The 23164-nt window shown below is 68.6% G+C and carries 23 protein-coding genes; 5 read left to right on the plus strand and 18 right to left on the minus strand.

What is annotated here, in order from left to right; genetic code table 11:
• The first annotated feature begins 37 nt into the window (after nt 1-37).
• Nucleotides 38-952, plus strand: coding sequence for an SMP-30/gluconolactonase/LRE family protein (locus ACSQ2G_RS18740; protein WP_436033428.1), 915 nt, complete (start codon nt 38-40; stop codon nt 950-952).
• Nucleotides 953-1065: 113 nt separating this feature from the next.
• The gene (locus ACSQ2G_RS18745) at nt 1066-1857 is read left to right on the plus strand and encodes an SDR family NAD(P)-dependent oxidoreductase (protein WP_436033430.1); all 792 of its coding nucleotides are present in this window, start codon (nt 1066-1068) and stop codon (nt 1855-1857) included.
• Between the two features lie 122 nt (nt 1858-1979).
• On the opposite strand, the gene ACSQ2G_RS18750 is transcribed toward ACSQ2G_RS18745, so the two are convergent.
• From ACSQ2G_RS18750 to ACSQ2G_RS18765, 4 genes are all read right to left on the minus strand, one after another.
• Nucleotides 1980-3071: an NADH:flavin oxidoreductase gene (locus ACSQ2G_RS18750; protein ID WP_436033432.1), complete on the minus strand. Its 1092-nt coding sequence runs from the start codon at nt 3069-3071 to the stop codon at nt 1980-1982.
• A 146-nt stretch (nt 3072-3217) separates the two neighbouring features.
• Nucleotides 3218-3508 (minus strand): putative quinol monooxygenase, encoded by a 291-nt coding sequence (locus tag ACSQ2G_RS18755; RefSeq protein ID WP_436033434.1) that lies wholly within the window; start codon nt 3506-3508, stop codon nt 3218-3220.
• A 260-nt stretch (nt 3509-3768) separates the two neighbouring features.
• Complete coding sequence (locus ACSQ2G_RS18760) at nt 3769-4056, minus strand: hypothetical protein (protein ID WP_028039872.1); 288 nt, start codon at nt 4054-4056, stop codon at nt 3769-3771.
• Between the two features lie 146 nt (nt 4057-4202).
• A complete protein-coding gene (locus tag ACSQ2G_RS18765) occupies nt 4203-4898 on the minus strand; it encodes a DnaJ family molecular chaperone (protein WP_310082815.1) in 696 nt (231 codons plus the stop codon).
• 370 nt (nt 4899-5268) lie between these two features.
• On the opposite strand from ACSQ2G_RS18765, the gene ACSQ2G_RS18770 reads away from it, so the two are divergent.
• Complete coding sequence (locus ACSQ2G_RS18770) at nt 5269-6156, plus strand: hypothetical protein (protein ID WP_436033437.1); 888 nt, start codon at nt 5269-5271, stop codon at nt 6154-6156.
• A 179-nt stretch (nt 6157-6335) separates the two neighbouring features.
• On the opposite strand, the gene ACSQ2G_RS18775 is transcribed toward ACSQ2G_RS18770, so the two are convergent.
• The 4 genes from ACSQ2G_RS18775 to ACSQ2G_RS18790 all read right to left on the minus strand — a co-directional run bounded on the left by ACSQ2G_RS18775 (nt 6336) and on the right by ACSQ2G_RS18790 (nt 11768).
• Nucleotides 6336-7784 (minus strand): GH1 family beta-glucosidase, encoded by a 1449-nt coding sequence (locus ACSQ2G_RS18775; protein ID WP_436033438.1) that lies wholly within the window; start codon nt 7782-7784, stop codon nt 6336-6338.
• A 235-nt stretch (nt 7785-8019) separates the two neighbouring features.
• Nucleotides 8020-9852, minus strand: a complete 1833-nt coding sequence (locus ACSQ2G_RS18780; protein ID WP_436033440.1) for a DUF885 domain-containing protein — start codon at nt 9850-9852, stop codon at nt 8020-8022.
• A 77-nt stretch (nt 9853-9929) separates the two neighbouring features.
• Complete coding sequence (locus ACSQ2G_RS18785) at nt 9930-11000, minus strand: YjgN family protein (protein ID WP_436033442.1); 1071 nt, start codon at nt 10998-11000, stop codon at nt 9930-9932.
• A gap of 159 nt (nt 11001-11159) precedes the next feature.
• Nucleotides 11160-11768: an FMN-dependent NADH-azoreductase gene (locus ACSQ2G_RS18790; RefSeq protein WP_436033444.1), complete on the minus strand. Its 609-nt coding sequence runs from the start codon at nt 11766-11768 to the stop codon at nt 11160-11162.
• 107 nt (nt 11769-11875) lie between these two features.
• Between ACSQ2G_RS18790 and ACSQ2G_RS18795 the strand changes: the two genes are divergently transcribed.
• Together ACSQ2G_RS18795 and ACSQ2G_RS18800 are read left to right on the plus strand one after the other, a co-directional pair.
• Entirely contained in the window at nt 11876-12790 is a 915-nt protein-coding gene (locus tag ACSQ2G_RS18795; protein ID WP_310082821.1) for a LysR family transcriptional regulator, read from the plus strand.
• 42 nt (nt 12791-12832) lie between these two features.
• Entirely contained in the window at nt 12833-13402 is a 570-nt protein-coding gene (locus tag ACSQ2G_RS18800; protein ID WP_436033446.1) for a Uma2 family endonuclease, read from the plus strand.
• 50 nt (nt 13403-13452) lie between these two features.
• On the opposite strand, the gene metH is transcribed toward ACSQ2G_RS18800, so the two are convergent.
• The 10 genes from metH to ACSQ2G_RS18850 form a co-directional block, all read right to left on the minus strand.
• Nucleotides 13453-16122, minus strand: coding sequence for a methionine synthase (gene metH / locus ACSQ2G_RS18805; RefSeq protein WP_436033447.1), 2670 nt, complete (start codon nt 16120-16122; stop codon nt 13453-13455).
• The gene (locus ACSQ2G_RS18810) at nt 16119-16520 is read right to left on the minus strand and encodes a DUF4259 domain-containing protein (RefSeq protein WP_436033449.1); all 402 of its coding nucleotides are present in this window, start codon (nt 16518-16520) and stop codon (nt 16119-16121) included. Before ACSQ2G_RS18810 ends, metH begins: the two co-directional genes overlap by 4 nt.
• Nucleotides 16521-16522: 2 nt before the next feature.
• Entirely contained in the window at nt 16523-17527 is a 1005-nt protein-coding gene (locus ACSQ2G_RS18815; RefSeq protein ID WP_436033451.1) for a D-alanine--D-alanine ligase family protein, read from the minus strand.
• Nucleotides 17527-17976, minus strand: a complete 450-nt coding sequence (locus ACSQ2G_RS18820) for a PIN domain-containing protein (RefSeq protein WP_436033453.1) — start codon at nt 17974-17976, stop codon at nt 17527-17529. Before ACSQ2G_RS18820 ends, ACSQ2G_RS18815 begins: the two co-directional genes overlap by 1 nt.
• Nucleotides 17973-18422 carry a hypothetical protein gene (locus ACSQ2G_RS18825; protein ID WP_436033455.1) on the minus strand — a complete coding sequence of 150 codons (450 nt, stop codon included), beginning with the start codon at nt 18420-18422 and terminating at the stop codon, nt 17973-17975. Before ACSQ2G_RS18825 ends, ACSQ2G_RS18820 begins: the two co-directional genes overlap by 4 nt.
• 65 nt (nt 18423-18487) lie before the next feature.
• Entirely contained in the window at nt 18488-19564 is a 1077-nt protein-coding gene (locus ACSQ2G_RS18830; RefSeq protein ID WP_436033457.1) for a homocysteine S-methyltransferase family protein, read from the minus strand.
• A gap of 94 nt (nt 19565-19658) precedes the next feature.
• Nucleotides 19659-20534 (minus strand): CAU/MBL1b family subclass B3 metallo-beta-lactamase, encoded by an 876-nt coding sequence (blaCAU, locus tag ACSQ2G_RS18835; RefSeq protein WP_436033459.1) that lies wholly within the window; start codon nt 20532-20534, stop codon nt 19659-19661.
• Complete coding sequence (gene metF, locus ACSQ2G_RS18840) at nt 20531-21487, minus strand: methylenetetrahydrofolate reductase [NAD(P)H] (protein WP_436033461.1); 957 nt, start codon at nt 21485-21487, stop codon at nt 20531-20533. Before metF ends, blaCAU begins: the two co-directional genes overlap by 4 nt.
• Nucleotides 21484-22473, minus strand: coding sequence for an ArsR/SmtB family transcription factor (locus ACSQ2G_RS18845; protein ID WP_436033463.1), 990 nt, complete (start codon nt 22471-22473; stop codon nt 21484-21486). Before ACSQ2G_RS18845 ends, metF begins: the two co-directional genes overlap by 4 nt.
• 97 nt (nt 22474-22570) lie before the next feature.
• Complete coding sequence (locus ACSQ2G_RS18850) at nt 22571-22945, minus strand: VOC family protein (protein WP_436033465.1); 375 nt, start codon at nt 22943-22945, stop codon at nt 22571-22573.
• Nucleotides 22946-23164 lie beyond the last annotated feature (219 nt).

The following is a 23164-nucleotide window of genomic DNA, read 5'->3' on the forward strand; positions in this document are numbered from 1 at the left end:
AACGCGCCCGGTAGAGGCGTCATCCAGGGAGAGACGCATGGAACTGGAACTCGTCGCCGAGGGCCTGCGGTTTCCGGAAGGCCCGATCGCCATGGCCGACGGATCGGTGATCCTCGTCGAGATGCAGGGCCAGGTCCTGACCCGGGTGCATGCCGACGGACGCAAGGAAACGGTGGCCGAGGTCCCTGGCGGCCCCAACGGCGCGGCCATCGGGCCCGACGGGGCGATCTATGTCGCCAACAACGGCGGCAGCTTCCAGTTCATCGACATGGGCGGCCTCAACGTGCCCGGCCCCACCCCGCCCACGCACACGGGCGGTTCGATCCAGCGGGTCGACCTCGTCACCGGCGCAGTGACCACCCTCTACACCGAATGCGACGGCAAGGCGCTGGTGGGCCCCAATGACCTGGTCTTCGATCGGCAGGGCGGCTTCTGGTTCACCGACCACGGCTGCAGCACCCCCGACGGCCGCAAGTACGGGGCGCTGTACCACGCCCTGGCCGACGGCTCGAAGATCACCCGCTGGCGCGACCACTTCATCTCGCCCAACGGCGTGGGCCTCTCGCCCGACGAGAAGACCGTCTACATGGCCGACACCCTGCTGGGACGGCTGTGGTCGTTCGACGTGGCCGAGCCGGGCGTGCTGGCCGATCCCCCCGCGCCGCTGCAGCCGGGCAACGTGGTCTGCAACCTGCCGGGCTACCAGTTGCTGGACAGCCTGGCGGTCGAGGCCGACGGCCGAGTCTGCGTGGCGACGATCATCAACGGCGGGATCACCGCCTTCTCGCCGGACGGGACCACCGAGCACGTCGTCGTGCCCGACGCGATCGTCACCAACATCTGCTTCGGCGGCGCCGAAATGCGCGACGCCTGGATCACGGCCTCGGGAACGGGCAGGCTCTACAAGGCCCGGTGGCCGCGTCCGGGGTTGAGACTGAACTTCAACGCCTGATCGGCGCGACCTGTGAACTGAAGTCACAGGCCATGTGCCGTCCCAGGGCATGGTCCAGCTCGGCTTGCGCCCCATCTTTGGCGTCGCAAAGCAAAGCAAAGAGGAGTCCTTCGATGGATCTCGAACTCGGAAACAAGACCGCCCTGGTGACCGGCTCGACCGCCGGCATCGGCCTGGAGATCGCCCGCACCCTGGCCGTCGAGGGCGCGACGGTGTTCGTCACCGGCCGCGACCAGGCCAAGCTCGACGCGGCGGTAAGCGACATCCGCGCCTCGGGCGGCGCGAACGTCTCGGGCGTCCTGGCCGATGCGGCCACCGCCGAGGGCGCCGCGACGTTGCTGGCCGCCGTTCCCGAGGTCGACATCCTGGTCAACAACCTGGGCATCTATGAGATGAAGGCCTTCGCCGACATCCCGGACGAGGACTGGCGGCGCCTGTTCGAGGTCAATGTGATGAGCGGCGTGCGGCTGTCGCGCGGCTATTTCCCCGGCATGCTGGAGCGCGACTGGGGCCGGGTGATCTTCATCTCCAGCGAGTCCGGTCTCGCGATCCCGGGCGAGATGGTCCACTACGGCATGACCAAGAGCGCCCAGCTGGCGGTCGCCCGCGGCATGGCCCAGCAGACCAAGGGCACGGGCGTGACGGTCAATTCGGTCCTGCCCGGACCGACCCGCGCGGCGGCCATCGCCGACTTCCTGAAGAGCGTATCCAGCAATCCTGAAGGCGCTCCGGAGGAGCACGAGGCCGAGTTCTTCACCAAGCACCGCTCGGCCTCGCTGCTGCAGCGGATGATCGAGCCGCAGGAAATCGCCAGCCTGGTCGCCTACGTCGCCAGCCCGCTTTCGGCGGCCACCAACGGCGCGTCGCTGAAGGCCGAGGGCGGACTGGTCACGACGATCGCTTAGTCGCTCCTCCCCCTGTGGGGGAGGCGGCGCGAAGGCGCCGGTGGGGGGAGTAGACCCACCTCGGCCAACTCCCCCCTCCGTCGGCTGCGCCGACACCTCCCCCACAGGGGGAGGACCTTGTTCTAGTACAGCACGCCCAGCGCCGAGCGCTCGAAGTTCTTCAGTTCGTCCTCGCGGCCGTCGCGGATCTTCGCCACCCATTCGGGGTCCTGCAGGATGGCGCGGCCGACGCCGACCAGGTCGAACTCGTCGCGCTCCAGGCGTTCGAGCAGGCCGTCGATCGAGGCGGGCTGGCTGCCCTCGCCGCCGAACGCCGCGATGAACTCGCCCGACAGGCCCACCGAACCGACGGTGATGGTCGGGGCGCCGGTCAGCTTCTTGGCCCAGCCGGCGAAGTTCAGGTCGCTGCCCTCGAACTCCGGCTCCCAGAACCGCCGTTGCGAGCAGTGGAAGATGTCGGCGCCGGCGTCGGCCAGCGGCTGCAGCCAGGCCTCCAGCAGCTGCGGCGTCTCGGCGTTCTTGACCGCGTAGTCCTGTTGCTTCCACTGCGACAGGCGGATGATCACCGGATAGTCCGGGCCGACGGCGGCGCGGACGGCCCTCAGGATCTCGGCGGCGAACTTGCTGCGCTCGGCGATGCCGGGGCCGCCGAAGGCGTCGTCGCGGACGTTGGTGCCGTTCCAGAAAAACTGGTCGATCAGGTAGCCGTGGGCGCCGTGCAGTTCGATGGCGTCGAAGCCCAGTTTCTTGGCGTTGGCGGCGGCGCTGGCGAAGGCGGCGATGGTGTCGGCCACGTCCTCGTCGGTCATCGGTTCGGTGAACGGGTTGCCGCCCGGCTTGGACAGGCCCGAGGGGCTGTCGATCTTGCCCAGCACGTCCTTGCCCTTGGCCGAGCCCACATGCCACAGCTGCGGGGCGATCAGGCCGCCGGCGGCGTGCACCTCGTCGACCACCTTCTTCCAGGCCGCCAACTCCTTCTCGCCGTGGAAGCGCGGGATGTTGGCGTCGTTCAGCGAGGCCGGCCGGGCCACGCCCGTGCCCTCGGTGACGATCAGCCCGACCTGGTTCTCGGCGCGCCGGCGGTAATAGGCGGCGACGTCGTCGGTGGCCACCCCGCCGGGCGAGAACGACCGGGTCATCGGCGCCATCACCACCCGGTTCGGCAGCTTCAGCGACTTGAATTCGAACGGCTTGAACAGGGCGTCGAGGGCCATGGGAGCTCCGCGGGAGGGCTAGGTCAGCAGCGGTTATAAGGGTAAGTTGCGTTTAAAGACTATAGAGAAAAACTGAGTCCTGTTTGGGAAGGCGAACGTGCGGCGATCGATGGGCGCCGTTGCGCGATCGACGATCCCGGCGGTCCCTACTCCACCGCGTCGAGATATTCGATCTCGGGCCGGCCAGCCATGAACGGCCCCATGGCCGCGCCGGCGGCCTTGAAGTAGTCGCTGGAACCGTGGGCCTTCAGGGCGTCTTCCGAGGCGTAGAGCTCCAGCACCTTGTAGGTCCCGGCCTCGGTCTTGCTACGGGTCAGCTGATAGACGAGGCAGCCCGGCTCGTTGGCCTTCACCCTGTTCTGCAGGTCGAGGAAGACCTTTTCGAAGTCCGCCGTCTTGTCCGGCTGCACCTTCAGCACCGCCACCACGCCGATCATGTCGTCCTCCCGAGGCCTTGGCGGCCAAACAGTTGTTTGAAGGCAGTGTCGGGGAAGCTGCGACGGAGGGCAAGGGGTCTCGTCCCCTTCCGTTACGACCGTCATCCCGGGCCTTGTGCCCGGGACCCCTGGTTCAACCGACGGTGAAGTGCAAACGCGCGCCAACGCGCCACACCTCTGCCGTTGCAACGGACAAAGGGGTCCCGGGCACAAGGCCCGGGATGACGGTATTTAGATGAGATGAAGAGCCGGAAGCGACGTCAGCGCCGCTCGTTCCAGCCGTAGGCCACCCACGAATGGCCGCCCATGTGGCGGGCTTCGATCAGGCCGGGATCACCCGTAGGCGCGGCGGCGGGCGCGGTGCGGCCGCGGAAGGCGAAGGCGGCGAGGCCGAGCAAGGCGGTGGCCATGAAGCCGATCACCACCAGGGTGGCAGCGAACACCACCGCGATCACCGCGGCGGCGGCGACGGCGATCGAGGTCGCCACGGCGCCGGCGAGCGTCACCAGGCTGCGCCAAGCGATACCGGTAGCCTTGCCTGTCTCCATGGTCGTCCTCGCAGGCGTGCCCCGCCCTATGAATCAAGATGGGGCGCCAGTCCTGAACGTCAACTGAACACCCAGCGGATCGTTCCGTAAAATGAATTCGACGCTAACCATGGCGAATTGGCGGCCTTGGTGAACCGCCCGACGCCCTAGTTCGCGCCGAGACCGGCCAATTCGCGCCGTTCGCGCATCACCGTGCTGAAGGCGGCGTTGATGGCGGCCGACTTGGCCTCGGCCACCTCGATGAACTCCAACGGCAGGCCGCGGGCCCGGGCTCGGTCGGGGTGGGCTTCCGACATCGCCGCGCGCCAAGCCGAGTGCACCACCGCGTCGTCGGCGTCAGCCGGCACGTCGAGGATGCGGTAGGGGTCGTCCGGGCCCGTGCCGACGTGAGTCGCCGTCAGGCGGCGGAACGACAGCGGCGACATGCCGAACAGGTCGGCCACCCGCTCCAGATAGCTCAGTTCGTCCTGGGTCACCGCCCCGTCGGCCTTGGCGATGTGGAACAGGCCGTCCAGCACGTCCTCGAGGATCTGCGGGCAGGTGCGGTAGCGCTTGGCCAGCCGCTTGGCGTAGCTCTCGAAGCCGTGCGTCGTCTGGCGCGCCAGGTCGTACAGGCGGTGGATGTTGTTCTCCGACTCGGGGTCGGGGTGGAACACCTCGGCGAAGGCGGCGTATTCGTCGCCGTCGGCCGAACCGTCGGCCTTGGCCAGCTTCGCGCCCAGCGCCGTGACCGCCGTCGAGAAGGCCGGATCCTGCCCGGGCAGCCCGGGCGGACATTCCTGGCACTCGGCCATGTCCAGCCGGCGCGCGGCAAGGGTTGCGATGTTACGCCAGAAGGTCATGGCCGTGACGAAAGTCCAGAAGCGTGGCGGAGTAATGACGGCGGAGACCGTCCCCCGCCTCTCAACGGATCACGCTCCCGTTTTGCCTTCTAGCACAAAAACGTCACGCCCCCACCCGCTGCTTGCTGCGGCGCACATTGAAACTTTGTAACGTGCGGAAGCTGTGGCGACTCACGCAACGCTAGGCTGCGCACAGGAATCTTTGCCGCGAACGGGAGCGTTTTGGCCCGTTCAGCCGTTATGGCGCCGCTTGGTCGACGGCGGTGCAAAACACGCCGGCGCCACGCTCTGGTCTCAAACGGGCCGGAAATGCTCTATTCGAACGCGACCGACTCTCTGAGCGACGCCCTACAAGAGGACCTCCGCCCGCATGGCGACCGCCTTCCTTCTCGCCCTGGCCCTGCTGGCCCAGGACGCTCCAGTGTCCACCGCGCCGACCGCTTCGGCTCCCCCGCCCCGCACCCAGCCCGTCGCCACGGCCCCGACCGACGACTACGGCTATGTCGGCTGGTGCTATGGCGCGCTGGGCGGCTATGTCGAGCTGTACGACAAGGTGATGCCGGAGGTGACCCGCATCGAGAAGACCTTCCCCGGCCCCGACGGCTTCAAGGCGGCCATGAAGGAATATCCGGCGATGCGCGACCAGGCCAAGAAGGACCTGGCCGTCTACCGCTCGGCCATCGTCGCGGCCGAAAAGGCCAGCCCTCGCCCGATCTCGGAATATGGCGCGGCGGCCATCAAGAAGGGCCATTCGGTCTGGACCGGAGCCGACCAGATCGACAAGGCCCGCCTAGCCCAGGTGTGGATGAGCTGGAGCCCGCCCGGCGACTGCGACACCCGCGCCAAGACGCTGGAGACCAAGTCCAACCTGTTCGGCCAGGCCCTGAACTACAACGTCAAGAAAAGCGCCGTTCCGGCCGCCGAGACCGCGACGCCGGAGCCGGCCTCCAGCCCGGCCGAGACCGCCGCGCCCGCGGCCGAACCCGAGGCGCCGGCGCCGGTGGCGGAGGCCCCTGTGGCCGAGACGCCCGTGGCCCCGGCTCCGGTGAAGACGCCCGCCGCCGCGAAGCCCAAGGCCCAGTCCGCCGCCAGGAAGACCGCCGCGGCCCTGCCGCCGATCGGCGCCAAGCCGGCCGCCATGCCGATCGCCGCCAAGGGCGAGATCATCATCGACCCGAACGATCCCAAGCCCTGCGCCGGCAGCCTGGTCCCCGCCAAGCGCGGCGGCAAGAACGTGCTGATCTGCAAGGCGGATTAGAGACAAAGAACCCTCTCCCAGCGGGAGAGGGCGGGGCCCGCCGCGAAGCGGTGGGAGGGTGAGGGGTTACACCCTCGCCGTTTTCGCTCGAGCGCCTTGCCGGCACGCCGGTTCGCTCAGAACCCCCTCACCCTCCCAAGCTTCGCTTGGGTCCCTCCCTCTCCCCATGGGAGAGGGCGCTAGGAGGTCGGCAACATCCCCGTCGTCGCCACGCCCTTGAACCACCCGTACGAGGTCTTGGGCGTCCGCGCGCCGGTCGCGCGGTCCATGGCCACCAGGCCGAACTTCGACGTGTAGCCGATGTCCCATTCCCAGTTGTCGACCAGGGTCCAGGTGAAATAGCCGCCGATCCGCGAGCCGGCCTCCATGGCGCTCTTCACCGCCTCCAGATGGCGGCGCAGGTATTGGCAGCGGAAGCCGTCGTCGATCACCGCCGGGCCGTCGCCGAAGGGGTCCGAGCAGCCGTTCTCGGTGATCAGCACCGGCGGATTGCCGTAGTCGCGGCGGACCATCTCCAGCACCTCGACCAGGCCCGAGGGGTCGATCTGCCGGCCGAAGGCGTCCAGTTCCGCGCCCTTTGGCGGCGCGCCCACGGCGATGTGGCTGGGGCTGGCCAGGTCCAGCTTCACATAGGCTGGCGCGTAATAGTTGACCCCCAGGAAATCGATCGGCTGGCGAATGGTCGCCAGATCCCCGTCACGGACGTGGCCGTCGAGGAAGTCGTCCATCAGCGCCGGATAGGTCCCCTTCAGCAGCGGATCCAGCCAGGCCCGGTTCCAAAGCCCGTCCAGGCCGTCGGCCGCCGGCCGGTTCCAGAACGCCAGCGGCCCGCCCGAGGCGCGGCAAGGTTGCAAGGCCTGGGTCGTGCCGATCTTCAGGTCGCTCCGCGCCGCGCGCAGGGCCTGGATCGCCAAGCCCTGGCCGAGGTTCATGTGGTGAGTGGTCGGCCCCAGCAGGGCGATGTCCTTGAGCCCCGGCGCGTGCTCGCCCAGCACATGGCCGAACACCGTGTGCACGGCCGGCTCGTTCAGGGTGATGACATGCTTGAGCCGGTCGCCGAGCCGCGCGGCCACCGCGGCGGCGTAGTCGGCGAAGCTCTTGGCCGTGTCGCGCGCGCTCCAGCCGCCCTTGTCCTGCAGGGCCTGGGGCAGGTCCCAGTGGAACAGGGTGGCGTAGGGCGTGATCCCCTTGGCCAGGCACGCGTCGACCAGGCGCTCGTAGTGGTCCAGACCCGCGGCGTTGACCGTCCCCGCGCCCGTGGGCAGCACCCGCGACCAGGCGATCGAGAACCGGAAGGCCTTCAGCCCGGCCCCAGCGATCAGGTCGATATCCTCGGCATAGCGGCGGTAGCTGTCGGTGGCGACGTCGGCGTTCGAACCGTCCTTGATCCGACCCGGCTGCTTTTCGAAGGTGTCCCAGATGCTGGAGCCGCGGCCATCGGCGGTGGGCGAGCCCTCGGTCTGGAAGGCCGCCGTCGCCACGCCCCAGACGAAGTCCTTCGGAAACTGGCGCGACCGGATCGTCGCCTCGGTCGGCCCGACGCGGTCGCAGCCGCCCAAGGCCGCGCTCGCCGCGCCCCCGACCGCCAGCGCGCCAAGCGCCCGGCGGCTGATGCCCGTATCGCCCACGTTCGCCCCCTATGCTCCGCCAGGGATCGAACGTCCCCGTGCGCGGTCAGGTGACGGGAAATTTCGGCGTTTGGCTAGGGGACGACCTCAGCCTCCCCACGACCGCTCTTCCCGGCGAAGGCCGGGATCCAGATCCCATGGCGGTGTGGTTGATTGGAGATGCTCAGAGCTTGTGGCGTCAGCCTCAAGGCCATTCCATCTGGATACCGGCCTTCGCCGGGAAGAGCGGACTTATCTAGGCTTTGCGCCCCTTCACATACGCGTCGATCACCCCCTCCAGCTCGGTCAGCGGGACGTTGCCACCCATCACCACCGCGTCGTCAAAGGTGCGCAGGTCAAAGCGGGCGCCCAGAGCGACCTGGGCCTTGCCCCGCAGGCGGACGATCTCGCTGTGGCCGACCTTGTAGCCGCAGGCCTGGCCCGGCCAGGCGCAGTAGCGGTCCACCTCGCCCTGCACCTCCTGGCGGGTCGAGCCGTTGGTGGCCACGAACCAGTCGATCGCCTGGTCCCGGGTCCAGCGCTTGGCGTGGATGCCGGTGTCGACCACCAGGCGGCAGGCGCGGAAGGCGATGGATTGCAGATAGCCCAGCTGGCCCAGCGGATCGCCGTCATAGGCGCCCAGCTCGTCGGCCAGCTGTTCCGCATAGAGGGCCCAGCCTTCCGAATAGGCGTTGAAGGCCAGCAGCGAGCGGACCAGCGGCAGCTTGTAGGTGTATTCGCCCTGCCAGATGTGGCCCGGCAGGCCCTCGTGATAGGTCAGGGTCGGCAGGCCGTAGCGCGGCCACATGCCGGTGTCGCGAAGGTTGATGTAGTAGTTGCCCGGCACGGTTCCGTCGATCGAGCCCGCCGCCGCATAGCCGCCGGGCGCGCCGTCCTGGATCTCGACCGGCACGCGCTTGATCAGCAGGTTGCCCGGAACCAGCGTGGCGAAGGCGCGCGGCAGGCGGGTGCGGATGTCGGCCACCCGGCCGTTCAGATAGGCCAGGATCTGGGTTCGGCCTTCATCGGTGTTGGGGAACAGGTTCCTGGGATCCTCGCCCAGCGCCTTCATCCGTGCGCCGACGCTGCCCTGGGTCAGACCCTGGGCCTTCAGCAGCGTGTCCATGCGCGCGAACAGCGCCTTCAGCTGCTCTTCGCCCATCTGGTGGACCTCGTCGGGCGTCAGGCGGCTGGTGGTGCCGGCCCGCAGCGCCCAGGCGTAATAGGCCTCGCCGTCCGGCAGCTTCCACGCCCCCGCGTCGGAGGTCGCCTTGGCGCGATGGGCGGTCAGTTCGGCGATCTGTCGGTCCATGGCCGGGGCGATCTTGCCCTCCACGATGGCGGCGGCGCGGCGCGCGTGGTCGCCGGGAAGGTCCTTGGCCTTGCGGGCCAGCGAGGTGACTAGGCCCCAGTCGGCGACGGGCTGGGCGCGGGCGCCCTTCTGCTGCTTCAGCGTCTTGTCCAGCAGGAAGTCGGGGGCGATCACCCCCATCGCGCCGTCGTGCCTCAGCCGCGCCGTCTCGCCGTCCAGCTGGGCGGCGTAGAGCTCCAGACGGTGCAGGTAGGACTCGACGTCCGCCGCATTGGCCACGCCGTGCAGGCTGTCCAGGAAGTCCGGCGTCTCGACGAAGGCCCCGGTGTTCTGGGCCACCACATAGGGCGCGTTGCGATAGGACCATTGCGACGACAGACCGATCGCGTCGCCATAGGGGAAGTCGAAGCCCTCGATCGCCAGCTCGTGGGCCGTCTGGACGACGCCGAGGTCGAGGGCGGCCGCGGGGCTCAGGCTCTTGCGGTCGGCCGCCTTCATCCGGGCGACGCGGGCCCTGGCGGCGGCCGCCAGCCTGCCCCGGCCCTCCAGCGAGCGGTCGGTCAGGCTGGATTTCAGGGCCGCGCGCTCGCCCTTGTCCAGACCCAGGGCCGAGGCGTTCTCGGGATATTCCCGCATCAGGTCCTCAGCGACCTGGGCCAGCAGCGCCTCGGCGGCGGCGTCGCCGGGCGCGGCGGCCGCCGCGGCCTTGCCAGCCGTCGCCACGGCCAGTGTCGCGGCGCTCAGCGCCAGGACGTCACGTCGATTGAACTGGCTCACGCTGGCCTCCCGGATTCGTCGGGAAACCTAGCCGAGTTCGCCGGGGACGCCCACGCCCTCGCGCCGAGTCCGCCGGATCAGAACGTGCTGATGCCGAAGGCGTCCGCCAGGCCCTCGTCGGCGCCGGAGCTGGCCGGCGCCTGCCGGACGTTCGACAGGTCGACCGTGCCCGTGCTGGACAGGCGCGACAGCACGAAGCGCGCCGAACGCGCCTCGACCACCGGCAGCAGGAAACCCAGCGAGAAGATCAGGATCAGCGCGTTGGTCAGGCTGAGAACGATCAGGTCGACGGCCTTCACCGCGATGGAGAACTGCACCTCGTCGATGCGGATCGCCGCGATCACGGCCCGCATCAGCGCCGCGTGATAGGCGGCGGAAGCCACCACGACGACGAGGATGTAGACCAGCAGATAGGCGTAGAGCTTGCCGACCAGGGCGACGTCCGGCGCGCCGCCGGCCTGGGCGCTGGCCATCATCGCCGGCGCCATCAGGGCGATGAAGCCGATATAGCCGAAGAAGCCGACCAGCCAGGCCAGGGTGAACGGGCCATAGAGGCCTTCCTTGGCCGAACGCCGCCAATCCAGCTTCTTGTCGCCGAACGCCAGGCCGCCCCACAGCTTGCCCGACAGCCGCATGGTCATGGCCGGCGAGAACCAGCCCAGCGTCACGCAGAACAGCAGGAAATAGCCCAGATAGGACCAGCCGAACTTGGCCGGCGAGCCCGCCAGCTTGAACCGCGTGCCTCGCCAGACGGTGCGGCCGGCGACATAGCGGAACGCCATGAACGTCGCCGCCCCCAGCGCCACGATCAGGGCGACGTAGAACGGGATGATCAACAGCATGAACAGTGGGTTGACCACGGTCAGGATGACCAGCGCCACGTAAGGCACGAACAGGATCGCCATGCCCAACAGGAAGCCCAGGAACAGTTCCAGCCCCTTGCCGGTGTAGCTGAAGGCCTCGCCGTTCAGGCTGACCTTCTCCCAGATGCTTCGCCGCGTCGCGGTCTTGGCCCAGAAGCTGTAGACGCCGAGCGTCACCATGTTCAGCAGGCCGTTCTTGATCCCCAACCCGACGAAGTCCGACGACTTCAGCGTCTGGCCAAACGTCAGCGTCTCGCCCGAGGTGGGCGCGGTCGCGTCGGTCATCAAATTCCCCCGTAGGTCCTAAAGCGCCACTGTGCGCGGGACAAAGCAGTGGGGGCATCGCAACTTCAGGTCAAGCTCTGGCCCGCGACGCCGACGGGCGGAAAGGCGCACGAGCCTTCCCGCCCTGGCCGGATCGCGCCACGCGTTGGGCGCCGTGGGTCAGGCCGCCAGCTTCAGGATCTCGCCCTGGGCCGCTTCCAGCGACTTGCCGCGGGCTTCTTCGCCCAGGGCCACGCCCTCGGCGCGGATGAAACGCAGGTCGTTGACCCCCAGGAAGCCGAACAGGCCTTTCAGGTAGGTCTCCTGGTGGTCCAGACCGGCGGCGGGCGCGCCCTCGCCGTAGTGGCCGCCCCGCGACGAGGCGATGATCACCGTCTTGTCGCCGGCCAAGCCCTCGGGGCCGTTCTCGGTGTAGCGGAAGGTGCGGCCGGCGACGGCGATCCGGTCGATCCAGGCCTTCAGCTGGGTGGAGATCGAGAAGTTGTACATCGGCGCGCCGATCACCACGATGTCGGCGGCCAGGAACTCGTCGAGAGCGGCCTGGCCCGAGGCGATGTCGGCCGCCACGGCGGCGTTCTCCGGCGTCGCGCCTTGGCCGGCGGCCAGGTGGGCGCCCGTCAAGTGGTCCAGCGGCTGGGCGGCCAGGTCCCGGCGGACGATCTCCAGGCCGGGATGCTGTGCGGTCTGGGCGGCGACGATCGCGGCCGACAGCGTGCGGCTTACCGAGCCGGCGCCCAGGATGCTGGAATCGATGTGAAGCAGTTTCATGACCTTGGAACTCCGAAGCGCCCTCTGGCGCGACGAACGATCTAGGCTTTCCCCAACCAGAGCAGCAGCCTATATGATTAGATGACATCCATCGCCAGGACCGATACATGCTGGACGGCGTCACGCTCGATCAGATGCGCACCTTCCTCGCCGCCGCCGACGAGGGCAGCTTCTCGGCGGCCGGCCGCCGGCTGGGGCGCGCCCAGTCGGTGGTCAGCCAGACCCTCGCCAACCTGGAAGGCCAGCTGGGCGTGCGCCTGTTCGACCGGGCCGCCCGCCTGCCGGTGCTGACCGAAGCCGGCCGGGCCCTGGTCGTCGAGGCCCGCGAAGTGGCCGGCCGCATGGACGCCTTCAAGGCCCGGGCCGCCAGCCTGGCCGGGGGGCTGGAGCCGGAGGTCTCGATCGTCGTCGACGTGATGTTCCCGATGCACGTCCTGACCCACGCGATCGGCGACTTCCAGGCCCACTTCCCCGACACGGCGCTGCGCGTGCACGTCGAGGCCCTGGGCGCGGTGATGCAGCCCGTCCTGGACGGCCGCTGCGCCTTCGCGGTGATGAGCGCCCTGCCCGACATGCCCGTCACCCTGGTGCGCGAGCAGCTCCAATCGTTGCGCCTGATCCATGTCGCCGCCTCGGACCATCCGTTGGCCGCCTTCAAGGGCCCGGTTCCGACCGAGGAACTGGCGCGCCACGTGCAGTTGGTGTTGACCGATCGCTCGTCCCTGACCCAGGGCCGCGAGTATGGGGTGTTCTCGCCCCGCACCTGGCGCCTGGCCGACCTGGGCGCCAAGCACGCCTTCCTGCTGGCCGGCCTGGGCTGGGGCGGCATGCCGTCGGATCGGGTCGAAGCCGACCTGAAGTCGGGCGCTCTGGTGGAGATCAAGCTGAGCGACGCGCCCGCCGCGGGCTTCATCATGCCCTGGTACGCCGCCCACCGCCCCGACGCCCCGCCCGGACCGGCGGGACGCTGGCTGATCGAGCGGCTGAAGGAGACGGCGGAGCGGTGTCCGCCTCAGGTATGAGCGCTGGGTGCGCGGCCTGGTCCACCGTGTTAATCTCGCCTCATGAACGCGCCCGTTCGCCCCTCAGCTGACCTGCCCCGCCGGCTGTTCACCACGCAGGACGTGTTCCGCATGGTCGAAGCCGGCGTGATGCAGGAGGACGAGAATGTCGAGCTGATCGGGGGGGAGCTCGTGGTCATGGCCGCCAAGAAGAACGACCACGAAATTGCCAAGAGCGCCCTGCTCCGCTGGCTGGCGCGCAAGGCCTCCGACGACCTGATCCTTGGCGTCGAGACCACGCTCTACCTGGCCGAAATGCTGTTCGTAGAACCCGACCTGATGCTCTATCCGCGAGCCTTCAAGCCGCAGGAACTGTCGGGCGGCGATGTCACCTTGTTGATCGAGGTCAGCGACGACAGCCTGTCGCGCGACCTGGGCCTGAAGGCGGCGATCTACGCCGACCATGGCGTGCGCGACTACTGGGTGGTCGATGTCGAAGCGCGACGGGTGATCGTCCATCGCGATCCAACGGACGAGGGCTATCGGTCGATCGAGACCTTCGAGGCCGACGCGGAGGTGGCCGCGCTGCTGGCGCCGGCGTTGGCGATACGGCTGGCTGATCTGCTGGACTGACGGCCCGAAACGGGGACAGGCACATGTGCCTGTCCCCAGCCGTGGCGACGCTAAGCCGCCTCGCCCCGCGCCCTCGCGCCGGGATCGTAGTTGAGGATCGGCGACAGCCATTTCTCGGCATAGGCCACGTCCCAGCCCTTGCGGCGGGCATAGTCCTCGACCTGGTCGAGATCGACCTTGCCGACGCCGAAATAGTGCGACTGCGGGTGGCTGAAATAGAAGCCCGACACCGCCGCTCCGGGGCTCATGGCGTAGCTCTCGGTCAGGATCATGCCGGTGGCCGCCTCGGCGTCCAGCAGCTTGAACAGCGTGCCCTTCTCGGTGTGGTCGGGCTGGGCCGGATAGCCGGGCGCGGGGCGGATGCCCTGGTACTTCTCGGCGATCATCACGTCGACGTCGCGCGACTCGTCCGGCGCGTAGCCCCACAGCTCGACGCGGGCCTTGTAGTGCAGCCACTCGGCGAAGGCCTCGGCCAGACGGTCGGCCAGGGCCGAGGCCATGATGGCGCTGTAGTCGTCGCCGGCGTCCTTGAAACGCTTGACGATCTCGTCCTCGCCGTGGCCGGCGGTGACGGCGAAACCGCCCATGTAGTCGGGGCCTTGCCCGATCGGCGCGACGAAATCGGCCAGGGCCAGGTTGGCCTTGCCCTCGGACTTGTCCATCTGCTGGCGCAGGGTGAACAGGCGGGCCAGCTCGGTCGTGCGGGCTTCGTCCGTATAGAGAACGATGTCGTCGCCGTCGGCCTGGGCGGGCCAGAAGCCGACCACGCCCTTGGCCCCGAACCACTTCTCGGCCACCACCTTGTCGAGCATGGCGCGGGCGTCGCGATAGAGGTCGGTGGCGGCCTGGCCGACCACATCGTCCTCCAGGATCTGCGGGAAGCGGCCGATCAGTTCCCAGCTGGCGAAGAACGGCGACCAGTCGATGAACGGGACCAGCTCTTCCAGCGACGGCTCGAAGGTCCGCGCGCCGACGAAGGCCGGCTTGGGCGGCGTGTAGCCGTTCCAGCCGATGGCGAACTTGCGCTTGCGGGCGTCGGCGATCCTGGTGCGGGCCTTGGCCGTCTGGCCGCGGGCGTATTGCTCGCGGATGCGGACGTATTCGGCCCGGGTCTCGGCCTGCAGCCGGTCGCGCTCGCTGGCCGACAGCAGACCCGAGACCACGCCCACCGCCCGGCTGGCGTCCAGCACATAGGTCGTCGAGCCGCTGCGATAGGCCGGCTCGATCTTGACCGCGGTGTGGGTGCGGCTGGTGGTGGCCCCGCCGATCAGCAGCGGCATGGTGAAGCCCTGGCGCTCCATCTCCGAGGCCACGAACACCATCTCGTCCAGCGACGGGGTGATCAGGCCCGACAGGCCGATCATGTCGACGTTGTGCTTGCGCGCTTCGTCGAGGATGCGGTCGGCCGGCACCATCACGCCCAGGTCGATGACCTCGTAGTTGTTGCACTGCAAGACCACGCCGACGATGTTCTTGCCGATGTCGTGGACGTCGCCCTTGACCGTGGCCATCAGGATGCGGCCGGCCTGTTCTCGCGGCTTGCCGGCCTTTTCGGCCTCCATGAACGGCTCCAGCCAGGCCACGGCCTGCTTCATCACGCGGGCGGACTTGACGACCTGGGGCAGGAACATCTTGCCCGAGCCGAACAGGTCGCCGACGACGTTCATGCCGTCCATCAGGTGGCCTTCGATGACGTGCAGCGGCCGCTCGACCGACAGGCGGGCTTCTTCCGTGTCCTCGTTGATGAACTCGGTGATGCCGTTGACCAGGGCGTGGGTGATGCGCTCGTTCACCGTGCCCTTGCGCCATTCCAGGTTGGCGGTCTGGACCTGGCTCTTGTCGCCCTTGTAGCGCGGGGCCATGTCGACCAGCCGCTCGGTGTTGGAGACATTGGTGCGCTGGGGACGGTTGAGGATCACGTCCTCGACGGCCTCGCGCAGTTCGGGGTCCAGGGCGTCATAGACCGGCAGGTCGCCGGCGTTGACGATGCCCATGTCCATGCCCGCCGCGATGGCGTGGTACAGGAACACCGAGTGGATGGCCCGCCGCACCGGCTCGTTGCCGCGGAAGCTGAACGACACGTTCGACACCCCGCCCGAGATTCGGGCGTAGGGGCAGCGTTTCTTGATCTCGCGCGTGCCCTCGATGAAGTCGACGGCGTAGTTGTCGTGCTCCTCGATCCCGGTCGCCACCGCGAAGATGTTGGGGTCGAAGATGATGTCTTCCGGCGGGAAGCCCACCTTGTCGACCAGGATGCGGTAGGCCTTCTCGCAGATCTCGATCTTGCGGGCGGCGGTGTCGGCCTGGCCGACCTCGTCGAAGGCCATGACCACCACGGCCGCGCCGTAGCGTAGGCACAGCTTGGCCTGCTCGATGAACTTGGCCTCGCCCTCCTTCATGGAGATCGAGTTGACGATCGCCTTTCCCTGCACGCACTTCAGGCCGGCCTCGATCACCTCCCACTTGGAGCTGTCGATCATCACCGGCACCCGGGCGATGTCGGGCTCGGCCGCCATCAGGTTCAGGAAGGTGACCATGGCCTGCTTGGAGTCCAGCAGGCCCTCGTCCATGTTGACGTCGATGACCTGGGCGCCGGCCTCGACCTGCTGGCGGGCCACCGACAGCGCGGCCGAATAGTCGCCCTCGACGACCAGCTTCTTGAACTTGGCCGATCCGGTGACGTTGGTGCGCTCACCGATGTTGACGAAGACGGGTCTCATGGGCGTGTACTCAAGGTCGTTTGCAGGGCGGCGATCTGGGCGAGCCACGCGTCGTGGTCGTCACCTTCTTGCCAGAGTTCGTCGAGTTCGGAGGCTGGAGCCACAACGCGCGCCAAGGCCGATCGGGCCAGGGCGACCGCGCCATCCGGCGGCGCGCCGAGGGCGGCTTTCAGCTCTCGATGGTTGTCGGGCAGGATCGTCACGTCGCCGACGGCGGCCGCGACGATGGCGGCGGCCGCGACAGCGATCGAGCCCTCGGGCGCTTCCAGATAGCCCGGCGTCCTGGTGACGTAGTCGAGCGCCTGCAGCACCGTGCGCCACTCCGGCGCCTCGGCCAGATCGTCGATGAAGTCCAAGGCGTCGTCGTTGTCGAAAGGTCCGTTGGCCCAGGCTTCCATGGTCAGGCCGCCCCTTCGCTGACACGTCCGGCGCGGGCGACCGCCAGGGCGATCTGGCCGTCGAGAAAGTCCTTGAACCCAATGCCTTGGGCCTTCAGCGACTTGGGATACAGCGAGGCCGCCGTCATGCCCGGCAAGGTGTTGATCTCCAGGAAGATCGGGCCGTCCGGCGTGACGATGAAGTCGCTGCGCGAATAGCCGCCAGCGCCCACGGTCTTGTGGGCCAGCAGCGCGGCGTCCTGCATGGCGGCATTGACCTCGGCCGCGAAGGTGGCCGGGCAGATCTCTTCCGTCGTCTTGGCCAGGTACTTGCCGACATAGTCGAACGCGCCGTCGGCGGGGCGGATCTCGACCGGCGGCAGGGCGAAGACCTTGCCGTCCTGCTCCAGCACGCCGCAGGTGGCCTCGGCCCCGGCCACGAACGGCTCGATGACATAGGCCTCGCGGGCGGCGGCGGCCTTCAGGGTGTCCAGGTCGGCGGCCGCATTGACGAAGATCAGGCCGTAGCTGGAGCCGTCGGCCACCGGCTTGGCGACCAGCTTGCCGTACCGGGCAAGCGCGGCTTCGGCGTCGGCCAGGGCGACGGTCGAGGGCGCGACGACGCCGGCCTTGGCCACGGCGGCCTTGGTGGCGATCTTGTCGAAGGCCAGGCGGCTGGACTTGCTGTCCGACCCCGTGAAGGCCACGCCCCGCGCCTCGCACAGCGCCGCCAGGTCGCCGTTCTCGGCGGCGCCGCCGTGCATGCCCAGCACCAGCACCCGATCCTCGGCCTTAGCCTTGTCCAGAGCCGCCGCGATGCCGCCGATCGGCGCGCCCTCGGTCGGCAGGTCGATCTCGAACGGCCGCTCATGGGCCTGCAGCACCGTGTCGCTGGCCACATAGACCTGGTCGTCGGGCGCCCAGAACCACAGGTCGGCGTCCGGCAGGGCCGTGGCCAATGCCTTGGCGCTGGCCACCGAGACCAGGCGCTCGCGGCTCATGCCGCCGAACAGGAGGGTGGTGCGCATCAGGCTTCCAGAAGTTCGCGGGCGCGGGCGCTGAGCTCGCCTCCCGGCGCGAAGGGGTTGACGATTTCGACATTGCCCAGCCGTTCGCCGCTGCCCATATCCTCGCTCAGCAAGGCCGTACAACCGGCTTCGTCGGCCGAGGCCAGCAACAGGGCGTCCCAATAGGAACGATGACCGGCGGAAAGCTGTCCGAGGGCGCGATCTACCGCGTCGCGCGAATAGGCGAAGGTTTCAAAGGTCTGGAGCAGATTATAGCCGACTTGAGCCGCCTTCCAGTTCGGTATCTTGAACTTGCGCCGCAGCACGTTCTGCACCTCGCCGACGACCTGGAGCGCCACCGCGCTCCTACGCTCCGCGAGCGCCCGCACGACGAACTCGGCCGTCGCGCGTTTTTCGGGCGCCAGATCGTCGTACAGATAGACGAAGACGTTGCTATCGGCGGTGATCACAAGCCCTCGCGATCCAGTTCGCGATCGTGCATGTCGTCCCTTGAGATAACGGCGCCGTTGTTGCGATAGCCGGCGTCCTTCAGGCTCAGAAGCGCGTCGAGCGCCGACTTTCGCGCCTCTTGCGTGCGCGCGAGCCGTGCGAAGGTCAGGTTTGAGCGATCGGGCGCGCCCTCCTCTTCCGTCTGGGGCAATTCAAGGGTGACGACGTCGCCGCGACGGCTGGAATAGAGCTCCCGCCAGAAGTCCTGCATGCGGCCGATAGGACGAATGCCCGTCGTAGGACGGCCGTCACGGCCATCGTCCATCTTGCGCCACGCGCCGCGAACCCCGTCCACGACAAGGTCAAGCGTTTCGCCGCCTTGCAGGCCGAGGACGCGCTGGCTGACGTCTTCACCGTGAATGTGCTTCACCCAGATCACAACATCCCGAATGGCCGTGCGCGCCATAACCGACTCTCCACAAGAACGGCAGGGGCCCTGCCGATACCCCACCATACCCCCATAGACCCCCCTCACGCCAGTTCGAACGGTTCCAGGCCCGCCAGCCGCATGGCCTTCGGGCGCTCGGGGATGGCGCGGGGCGTCAGGCCGCGCACCTCGTCGGCCACGTGCCGGATGTGGTCCGGCGTCGTGCCGCAACAGCCGCCGAGGATATTGACGATGCCGTCCTTGGCCCATTCGTGCAGTTGGTGGCCGGTCTGGTGCGGCTCCTCGTCGTACTCGCCCATGGCGTTGGGCAGGCCGGCGTTGGGATAGGCGGCGACCAGGGTGTCGGCGATGCGGGCCATCTCGGCGATGTGCGGGCGCATCAGGTCGGCGCCCAGGGCGCAGTTGAAGCCCACCGCGAACGGCTTGCAGTGCTTGATCGAGTTCCAGAACGCCTCGGCCGTCTGGCCCGACAGGGTGCGACCCGAGCGGTCGGTGATCGTGCCGCTGATCCAGATCGGCAGCTCTTCGTGGCCCTCGTCGCGCAGGTCCATGATCGCCTTGATCGCGGCCTTGCAATTGAGGGTGTCGGTGATGGTCTCGATCAGGAACAGGTCGACCCCGCCCTCGTAGAGCGCCGCCACCTGCTCGCGATAGGCCTGGTAGACCTGATCGAAGGTCACCTTGCGCGCGCCCGGGTCGTTGACGTCCGACGACATCGACAGCATGACGTTCAGCGGCCCGATCGAGCCGGCGATGAAGCGCGGCTTGTCCGGATACTCGGCCAGCCAGCGGTCGGCGACCTGGCGGCCGATCCGCGCGCCCTCGTAGTTGATGTCGCGCACGACGGCCGCGTCCAGGCCGTAGTCGGCCTGGGCGATGGTGGTGCCCGAGAAGGTGTTGGTCTCGGAGATGTCGGCGCCGGCGGCGAAATAGGCGTCGTGCAGCTCCGCCACCAGGTCGGGCCGCGTCAGGCACAGGATGTCGTTGTTGCCCTTCATCTGGCCGTCGTAGTCGGCGAAGCGCTCGGCGCGATAGTCGGCCTCGGTCAGCTTCTTCTTCTGGAACATCACGCCCCACGAGCCGTCGAGGATCAGGATGCGTTGCTTGGCGGCGGCCTTGAGCGCGGCGATGCGGCCAGCTCGGGTGGTGAGATCGGTCATGGTCGGCTCCTGCCGGAGGTGGGGCTCCGGCCGTTCGGGTCTTTCTAGCGCTTCGCGAGGAAGCGGGACTCAATTTCGCGCCTTCGCGCACGTGTCACGGCTTGCGGGCGCTCTGCTGGCGGGCCAGCTCCTTGTCGAACGCCTCTTCCGAGGTCGCCGCATAGCGCGCCAGCTCGGTCGGGTCGATGAAGGCGTTGACGTCGCCGGCCAGCATCTTCCTGCGCTTGTCCAGCAGATGGCCCTGCTCCTCGTGGGCGGGCAGCATCACGTCGGTCGGCAGCGCCTTCAGCGTGGCGAAGGTGGCGCGATAGTCGGCGACGATGGTCCTGTAGGTCTTGTTGCCCACCAGCACGTTGCCGGCCACCGAGGCCGAACAGGGGAAGGTGACGTTCAGCGGCCGGTCCCGGTCGACCACCTGGGTGGTCCAGGTGGTGCAGCCGATCGTATGGCCCGGCGTCAGGTGGGCGACCAGGGTGGTCTCGCCCAGCTTCAGCTTCTGGCCGTCGCCGAACCCCTTGTCGACCTTGACCGGCGCGAACGCCGTCAGCCCGTTGTCGTTGTCGCCGAAGTGCTGGCCCTTCTTCAGGGCCGGCTCGTCCGGGCGCGAGGCCCAGACCTTGGCGCCGGTGTCGGCCTTCAGCTGGGCCAGGCCGCCGGCGTGGTCGAAATGGGCGTGGGAGTTGATCAGGACCTTCACGTCCGAGAGCTTGAAGCCCAGGGCCTGGATGTTGGCCTCGATCAGCTTGGCGCCCGCCGGGGACGGGCCGCTGTCCAGCAGCACGTGGCCTTCCGACGACGAGATCAGCCAGGCCGACAGCCCTTCGGACCCGACGTAATAGATGTTGCCGACCACCCGGTAGGGCCGGATCGGCTTGGACCAGTTGGCCGGATCGGCGGCGAACGCCGTCGCTCCCGGCGCGAAGGCCGCCAGGGCGACGATCGCCAGCAGGATCGACGCCGCGCGTTTCACGCCGCGGCCTCCGCCGAGATCGGCGACGGCGCCGGCGCGGTCTCGCGCACGCCCAGCACGCGGCAGATCGCATAGACCAGGTCGGCCCGGTTCAGGGTGTAGAAGTGGAAGTCGGAAAAGCCCTGCTCCTGCAGCTTGGCGCACATCTCCGAGGCCACCGAGCAGGCGATCAGCCGGCGGGTGTCGGCGTCCTCGTCCAGGCCGTCGAACAGGTTGGCCAGCCAGCCGGGCACCGCCGTCTGGCAGGCGGCCGACATCTTCACCAGGCCCTTGAAATTGGTCACCGGCATGATGCCCGGCACGATCGGGATGGTGATCCCGGCCTTGCGCACCTTGTCGACGAACCGAAGGAAGGCGTCGGTGTCGAAGAAGAACTGGCTGATGGCCAGGGTGGCGCCGGCGTCGACCTTGGCCTTCAGCACCTCGATGTCGTGCTCGATCGACGGGCTCTCGGGATGCTTTTCGGGATAGACCCCGACCAGCACGTTGAACGGCGCGATCGCGGTCAGGGCCGAGGTCAGTTCGGTGGCGTTCCTGTAGCCGTCCTCGCGCGGCACATAGACGCCGCCGATGCCGCCTTCGCCAGGAGGCGGGTCGCCGCGCAGCGACACGACGTGGCGCACGCCGGTCTCCCAGTATTCGCGGATCACCTCGTCGACCTCGGCGCGGCTGGCGCCGACGCAGGTGAGGTGGGCGGCGGGCTTGAGGCTGGTCTCGTCCAGAATGCGCTTGACCGTGCGGTGGGTGCGCTCGCGCGTCGAACCGCCGGCTCCGTAGGTCACCGACACGAAGGCCGGGTCCAGCGGGGCCAGGCGCTTGATCGCCGCCCACAGGTTCTCTTCCATCTGTTCGGTCTTGGGCGGGAAGAACTCGAACGAGACGCGCGGGCGGTCGGTGCGCTCGCCGGCGCGGGCGACGGGACCGAGAACGCGACGAGGAGGAGGAACGGTCATGCGGCGCTTCTTTCAGCGTTTTGAATGGCCGGCCGGTCGCTCGGGCGACGCGCCGTCCAGATCTTGACGGTGAGCCCCTCGTCCGAGGTCGGCGGCAGGGCGATGTTGGCGTCCAGGATCAGGCCGGCGGCCTCGATCCAGGCGGCGATCTCGGCGTCGGCGAAGCCGAGGCGGCGATGCTGGTGGTTCTCGCGCAGGAACTCGTGGTCGTGGGGCGCGAAGTCGGCGATCAGCAGCAGGCCGCCGTCGGCCACCAGCCGCGCGGCCTCGGCCACGGCGGCGGCGGGATCGCCCAGATAGTGCAGCACCTGGTGCACGGTCACCAGATCGGCGCAGCCGCCCGGCAGGCCGGTGGCGAAGATGTCGCCGTGGCGCAGCTCGCACTGGACCAGCCCCGCCTTGGCCACCTCGTCGCGGGCGATGTTGAGCATCTGCTGCGACAGGTCCAACCCCAGGGCCGCACCGGCGCGGCGGCCCAGAAGCGTCAGCATGCGACCGGCGCCCGCGCCCAGGTCGACCATCTCGTCGAACGGCCCCTCGCCCGCTGCGGCCAGGATGGCGTCCTCGACCTCGGCCTCGTCGACGTACAGCGAGCGGATCTCGTTCCAGCGCGCGGCGTTGCGGGCGAAATAGGCCTGGGCGCCGGCCGCGCGCTCGGCGCGCACCAGGGCCAGTCGCTCTGCGTCGCCCCGGGTGACGGGATCCTGCGGATCGATCAGGTCCAGGGCTTGCTCGATCACGGCGCGGCCCGGCGACTTCAGGGCCAGGCGGTAGAACACCCAGGCGCCGTCCGGGAACCGCTCGACCAGGCCGGCCTCGGCCAGCAGCTTCAGGTGCCGCGAGACGCGAGGCTGGCTCTGGTCCAGGATCCGGCCCAGTTCCAGCACCGAAAGCTCCTCGGCCGCCAGCAGGGCCAGCACCCGCAGGCGGGTCGACTCGCCCGCCGCGCGCAGCAGATCCACCACCTGTTCGGAAGACACCTTCATAGAGACATAAAGATATCTTTATGTCCGATTTGGCAAGCGAAATCCGACCAGGCCGCGACCGCGAACGACCGAAATCCCGACGGCCCGGCGCGGCAAACTATGCCTCTGGAGACGGCTTCGACGGCTCCCAGAGCTCGATCTTGACCCCGGCCGGGTCGATCAGCCAGGCGAACTTCCCCATGTCCTCGTCCTGCCGCCCGGTCGGCTCCACACCCTCGGCCGCCGCCTTGGCCAGCACGCCGTCCAGGTCGTCGACGATGAAGTTGATCATGAACGGCGCCTGGGACGGTTCGAAATAGCGGGTGTCGGCGGCGAACGGCGACCAGTTGGCGAAGCCGGTCTTGAGAGACTTGAACATGACCCCGCCCCAGTCCTGCACCTCGAACCCCAGCACCCGGGCGTACCAGTCCCGCACGGCGGCGGGGTCCTCCGCCTTGAAGAACACCCCGCCCAACCCCAGCACCTTGGCCATCCGGACCTCCCTCGGCGTTGCGGATATCCCGCGCGCCCAATCCTTGGCCCAAGTGTGTGACCAGGCCGGCGGCGGCGCAAGCGCGTCAATGGACCGTGGGCGGATGCGGGGCGACGTTGAGCCAGATCTGTCATCCCGGACGAAGCGCAGCGAAGATCCGGGACCGCCGGAAACGCTTGCGTTCACGCATCGGTCCCGGATCTGCGCGCTTCGCGCTCG

It is taken from the genome of Caulobacter sp. LjRoot300 (genome assembly GCF_964253875.1).
Classification (GTDB): Bacteria; Pseudomonadota; Alphaproteobacteria; order Caulobacterales; family Caulobacteraceae; genus Caulobacter.

What these genes read in the sequence shown, in the direction of transcription:
- ACSQ2G_RS18810 (WP_436033449.1), bottom strand. Translation starts at nt 16,520, where the DNA reads ATGGAAGCCTGGGCCAACGGACCTTTCGACAACGACGACGCCTTGGAC.
- ACSQ2G_RS18830 (WP_436033457.1), bottom strand. Translation starts at nt 19,564, where the DNA reads ATGACCGATCTCACCACCCGAGCTGGCCGCATCGCCGCGCTCAAGGCC.
- ACSQ2G_RS18740 (WP_436033428.1), top strand. Translation starts at nt 38, where the DNA reads ATGGAACTGGAACTCGTCGCCGAGGGCCTGCGGTTTCCGGAAGGCCCG.
- metH (WP_436033447.1), bottom strand. Translation starts at nt 16,122, where the DNA reads ATGAGACCCGTCTTCGTCAACATCGGTGAGCGCACCAACGTCACCGGA.
- ACSQ2G_RS18765 (WP_310082815.1), bottom strand. Translation starts at nt 4,898, where the DNA reads ATGACCTTCTGGCGTAACATCGCAACCCTTGCCGCGCGCCGGCTGGAC.
- ACSQ2G_RS18785 (WP_436033442.1), bottom strand. Translation starts at nt 11,000, where the DNA reads ATGACCGACGCGACCGCGCCCACCTCGGGCGAGACGCTGACGTTTGGC.
- ACSQ2G_RS18770 (WP_436033437.1), top strand. Translation starts at nt 5,269, where the DNA reads ATGGCGACCGCCTTCCTTCTCGCCCTGGCCCTGCTGGCCCAGGACGCT.
- ACSQ2G_RS18795 (WP_310082821.1), top strand. Translation starts at nt 11,876, where the DNA reads ATGCTGGACGGCGTCACGCTCGATCAGATGCGCACCTTCCTCGCCGCC.
- ACSQ2G_RS18755 (WP_436033434.1), bottom strand. Translation starts at nt 3,508, where the DNA reads ATGATCGGCGTGGTGGCGGTGCTGAAGGTGCAGCCGGACAAGACGGCG.
- ACSQ2G_RS18815 (WP_436033451.1), bottom strand. Translation starts at nt 17,527, where the DNA reads ATGCGCACCACCCTCCTGTTCGGCGGCATGAGCCGCGAGCGCCTGGTC.
- ACSQ2G_RS18825 (WP_436033455.1), bottom strand. Translation starts at nt 18,422, where the DNA reads ATGGCGCGCACGGCCATTCGGGATGTTGTGATCTGGGTGAAGCACATT.
- ACSQ2G_RS18800 (WP_436033446.1), top strand. Translation starts at nt 12,833, where the DNA reads ATGAACGCGCCCGTTCGCCCCTCAGCTGACCTGCCCCGCCGGCTGTTC.
- ACSQ2G_RS18760 (WP_028039872.1), bottom strand. Translation starts at nt 4,056, where the DNA reads ATGGAGACAGGCAAGGCTACCGGTATCGCTTGGCGCAGCCTGGTGACG.
- ACSQ2G_RS18850 (WP_436033465.1), bottom strand. Translation starts at nt 22,945, where the DNA reads ATGGCCAAGGTGCTGGGGTTGGGCGGGGTGTTCTTCAAGGCGGAGGAC.
- metF (WP_436033461.1), bottom strand. Translation starts at nt 21,487, where the DNA reads ATGACCGTTCCTCCTCCTCGTCGCGTTCTCGGTCCCGTCGCCCGCGCC.
- ACSQ2G_RS18790 (WP_436033444.1), bottom strand. Translation starts at nt 11,768, where the DNA reads ATGAAACTGCTTCACATCGATTCCAGCATCCTGGGCGCCGGCTCGGTA.
- ACSQ2G_RS18750 (WP_436033432.1), bottom strand. Translation starts at nt 3,071, where the DNA reads ATGGCCCTCGACGCCCTGTTCAAGCCGTTCGAATTCAAGTCGCTGAAG.
- ACSQ2G_RS18745 (WP_436033430.1), top strand. Translation starts at nt 1,066, where the DNA reads ATGGATCTCGAACTCGGAAACAAGACCGCCCTGGTGACCGGCTCGACC.
- ACSQ2G_RS18845 (WP_436033463.1), bottom strand. Translation starts at nt 22,473, where the DNA reads ATGAAGGTGTCTTCCGAACAGGTGGTGGATCTGCTGCGCGCGGCGGGC.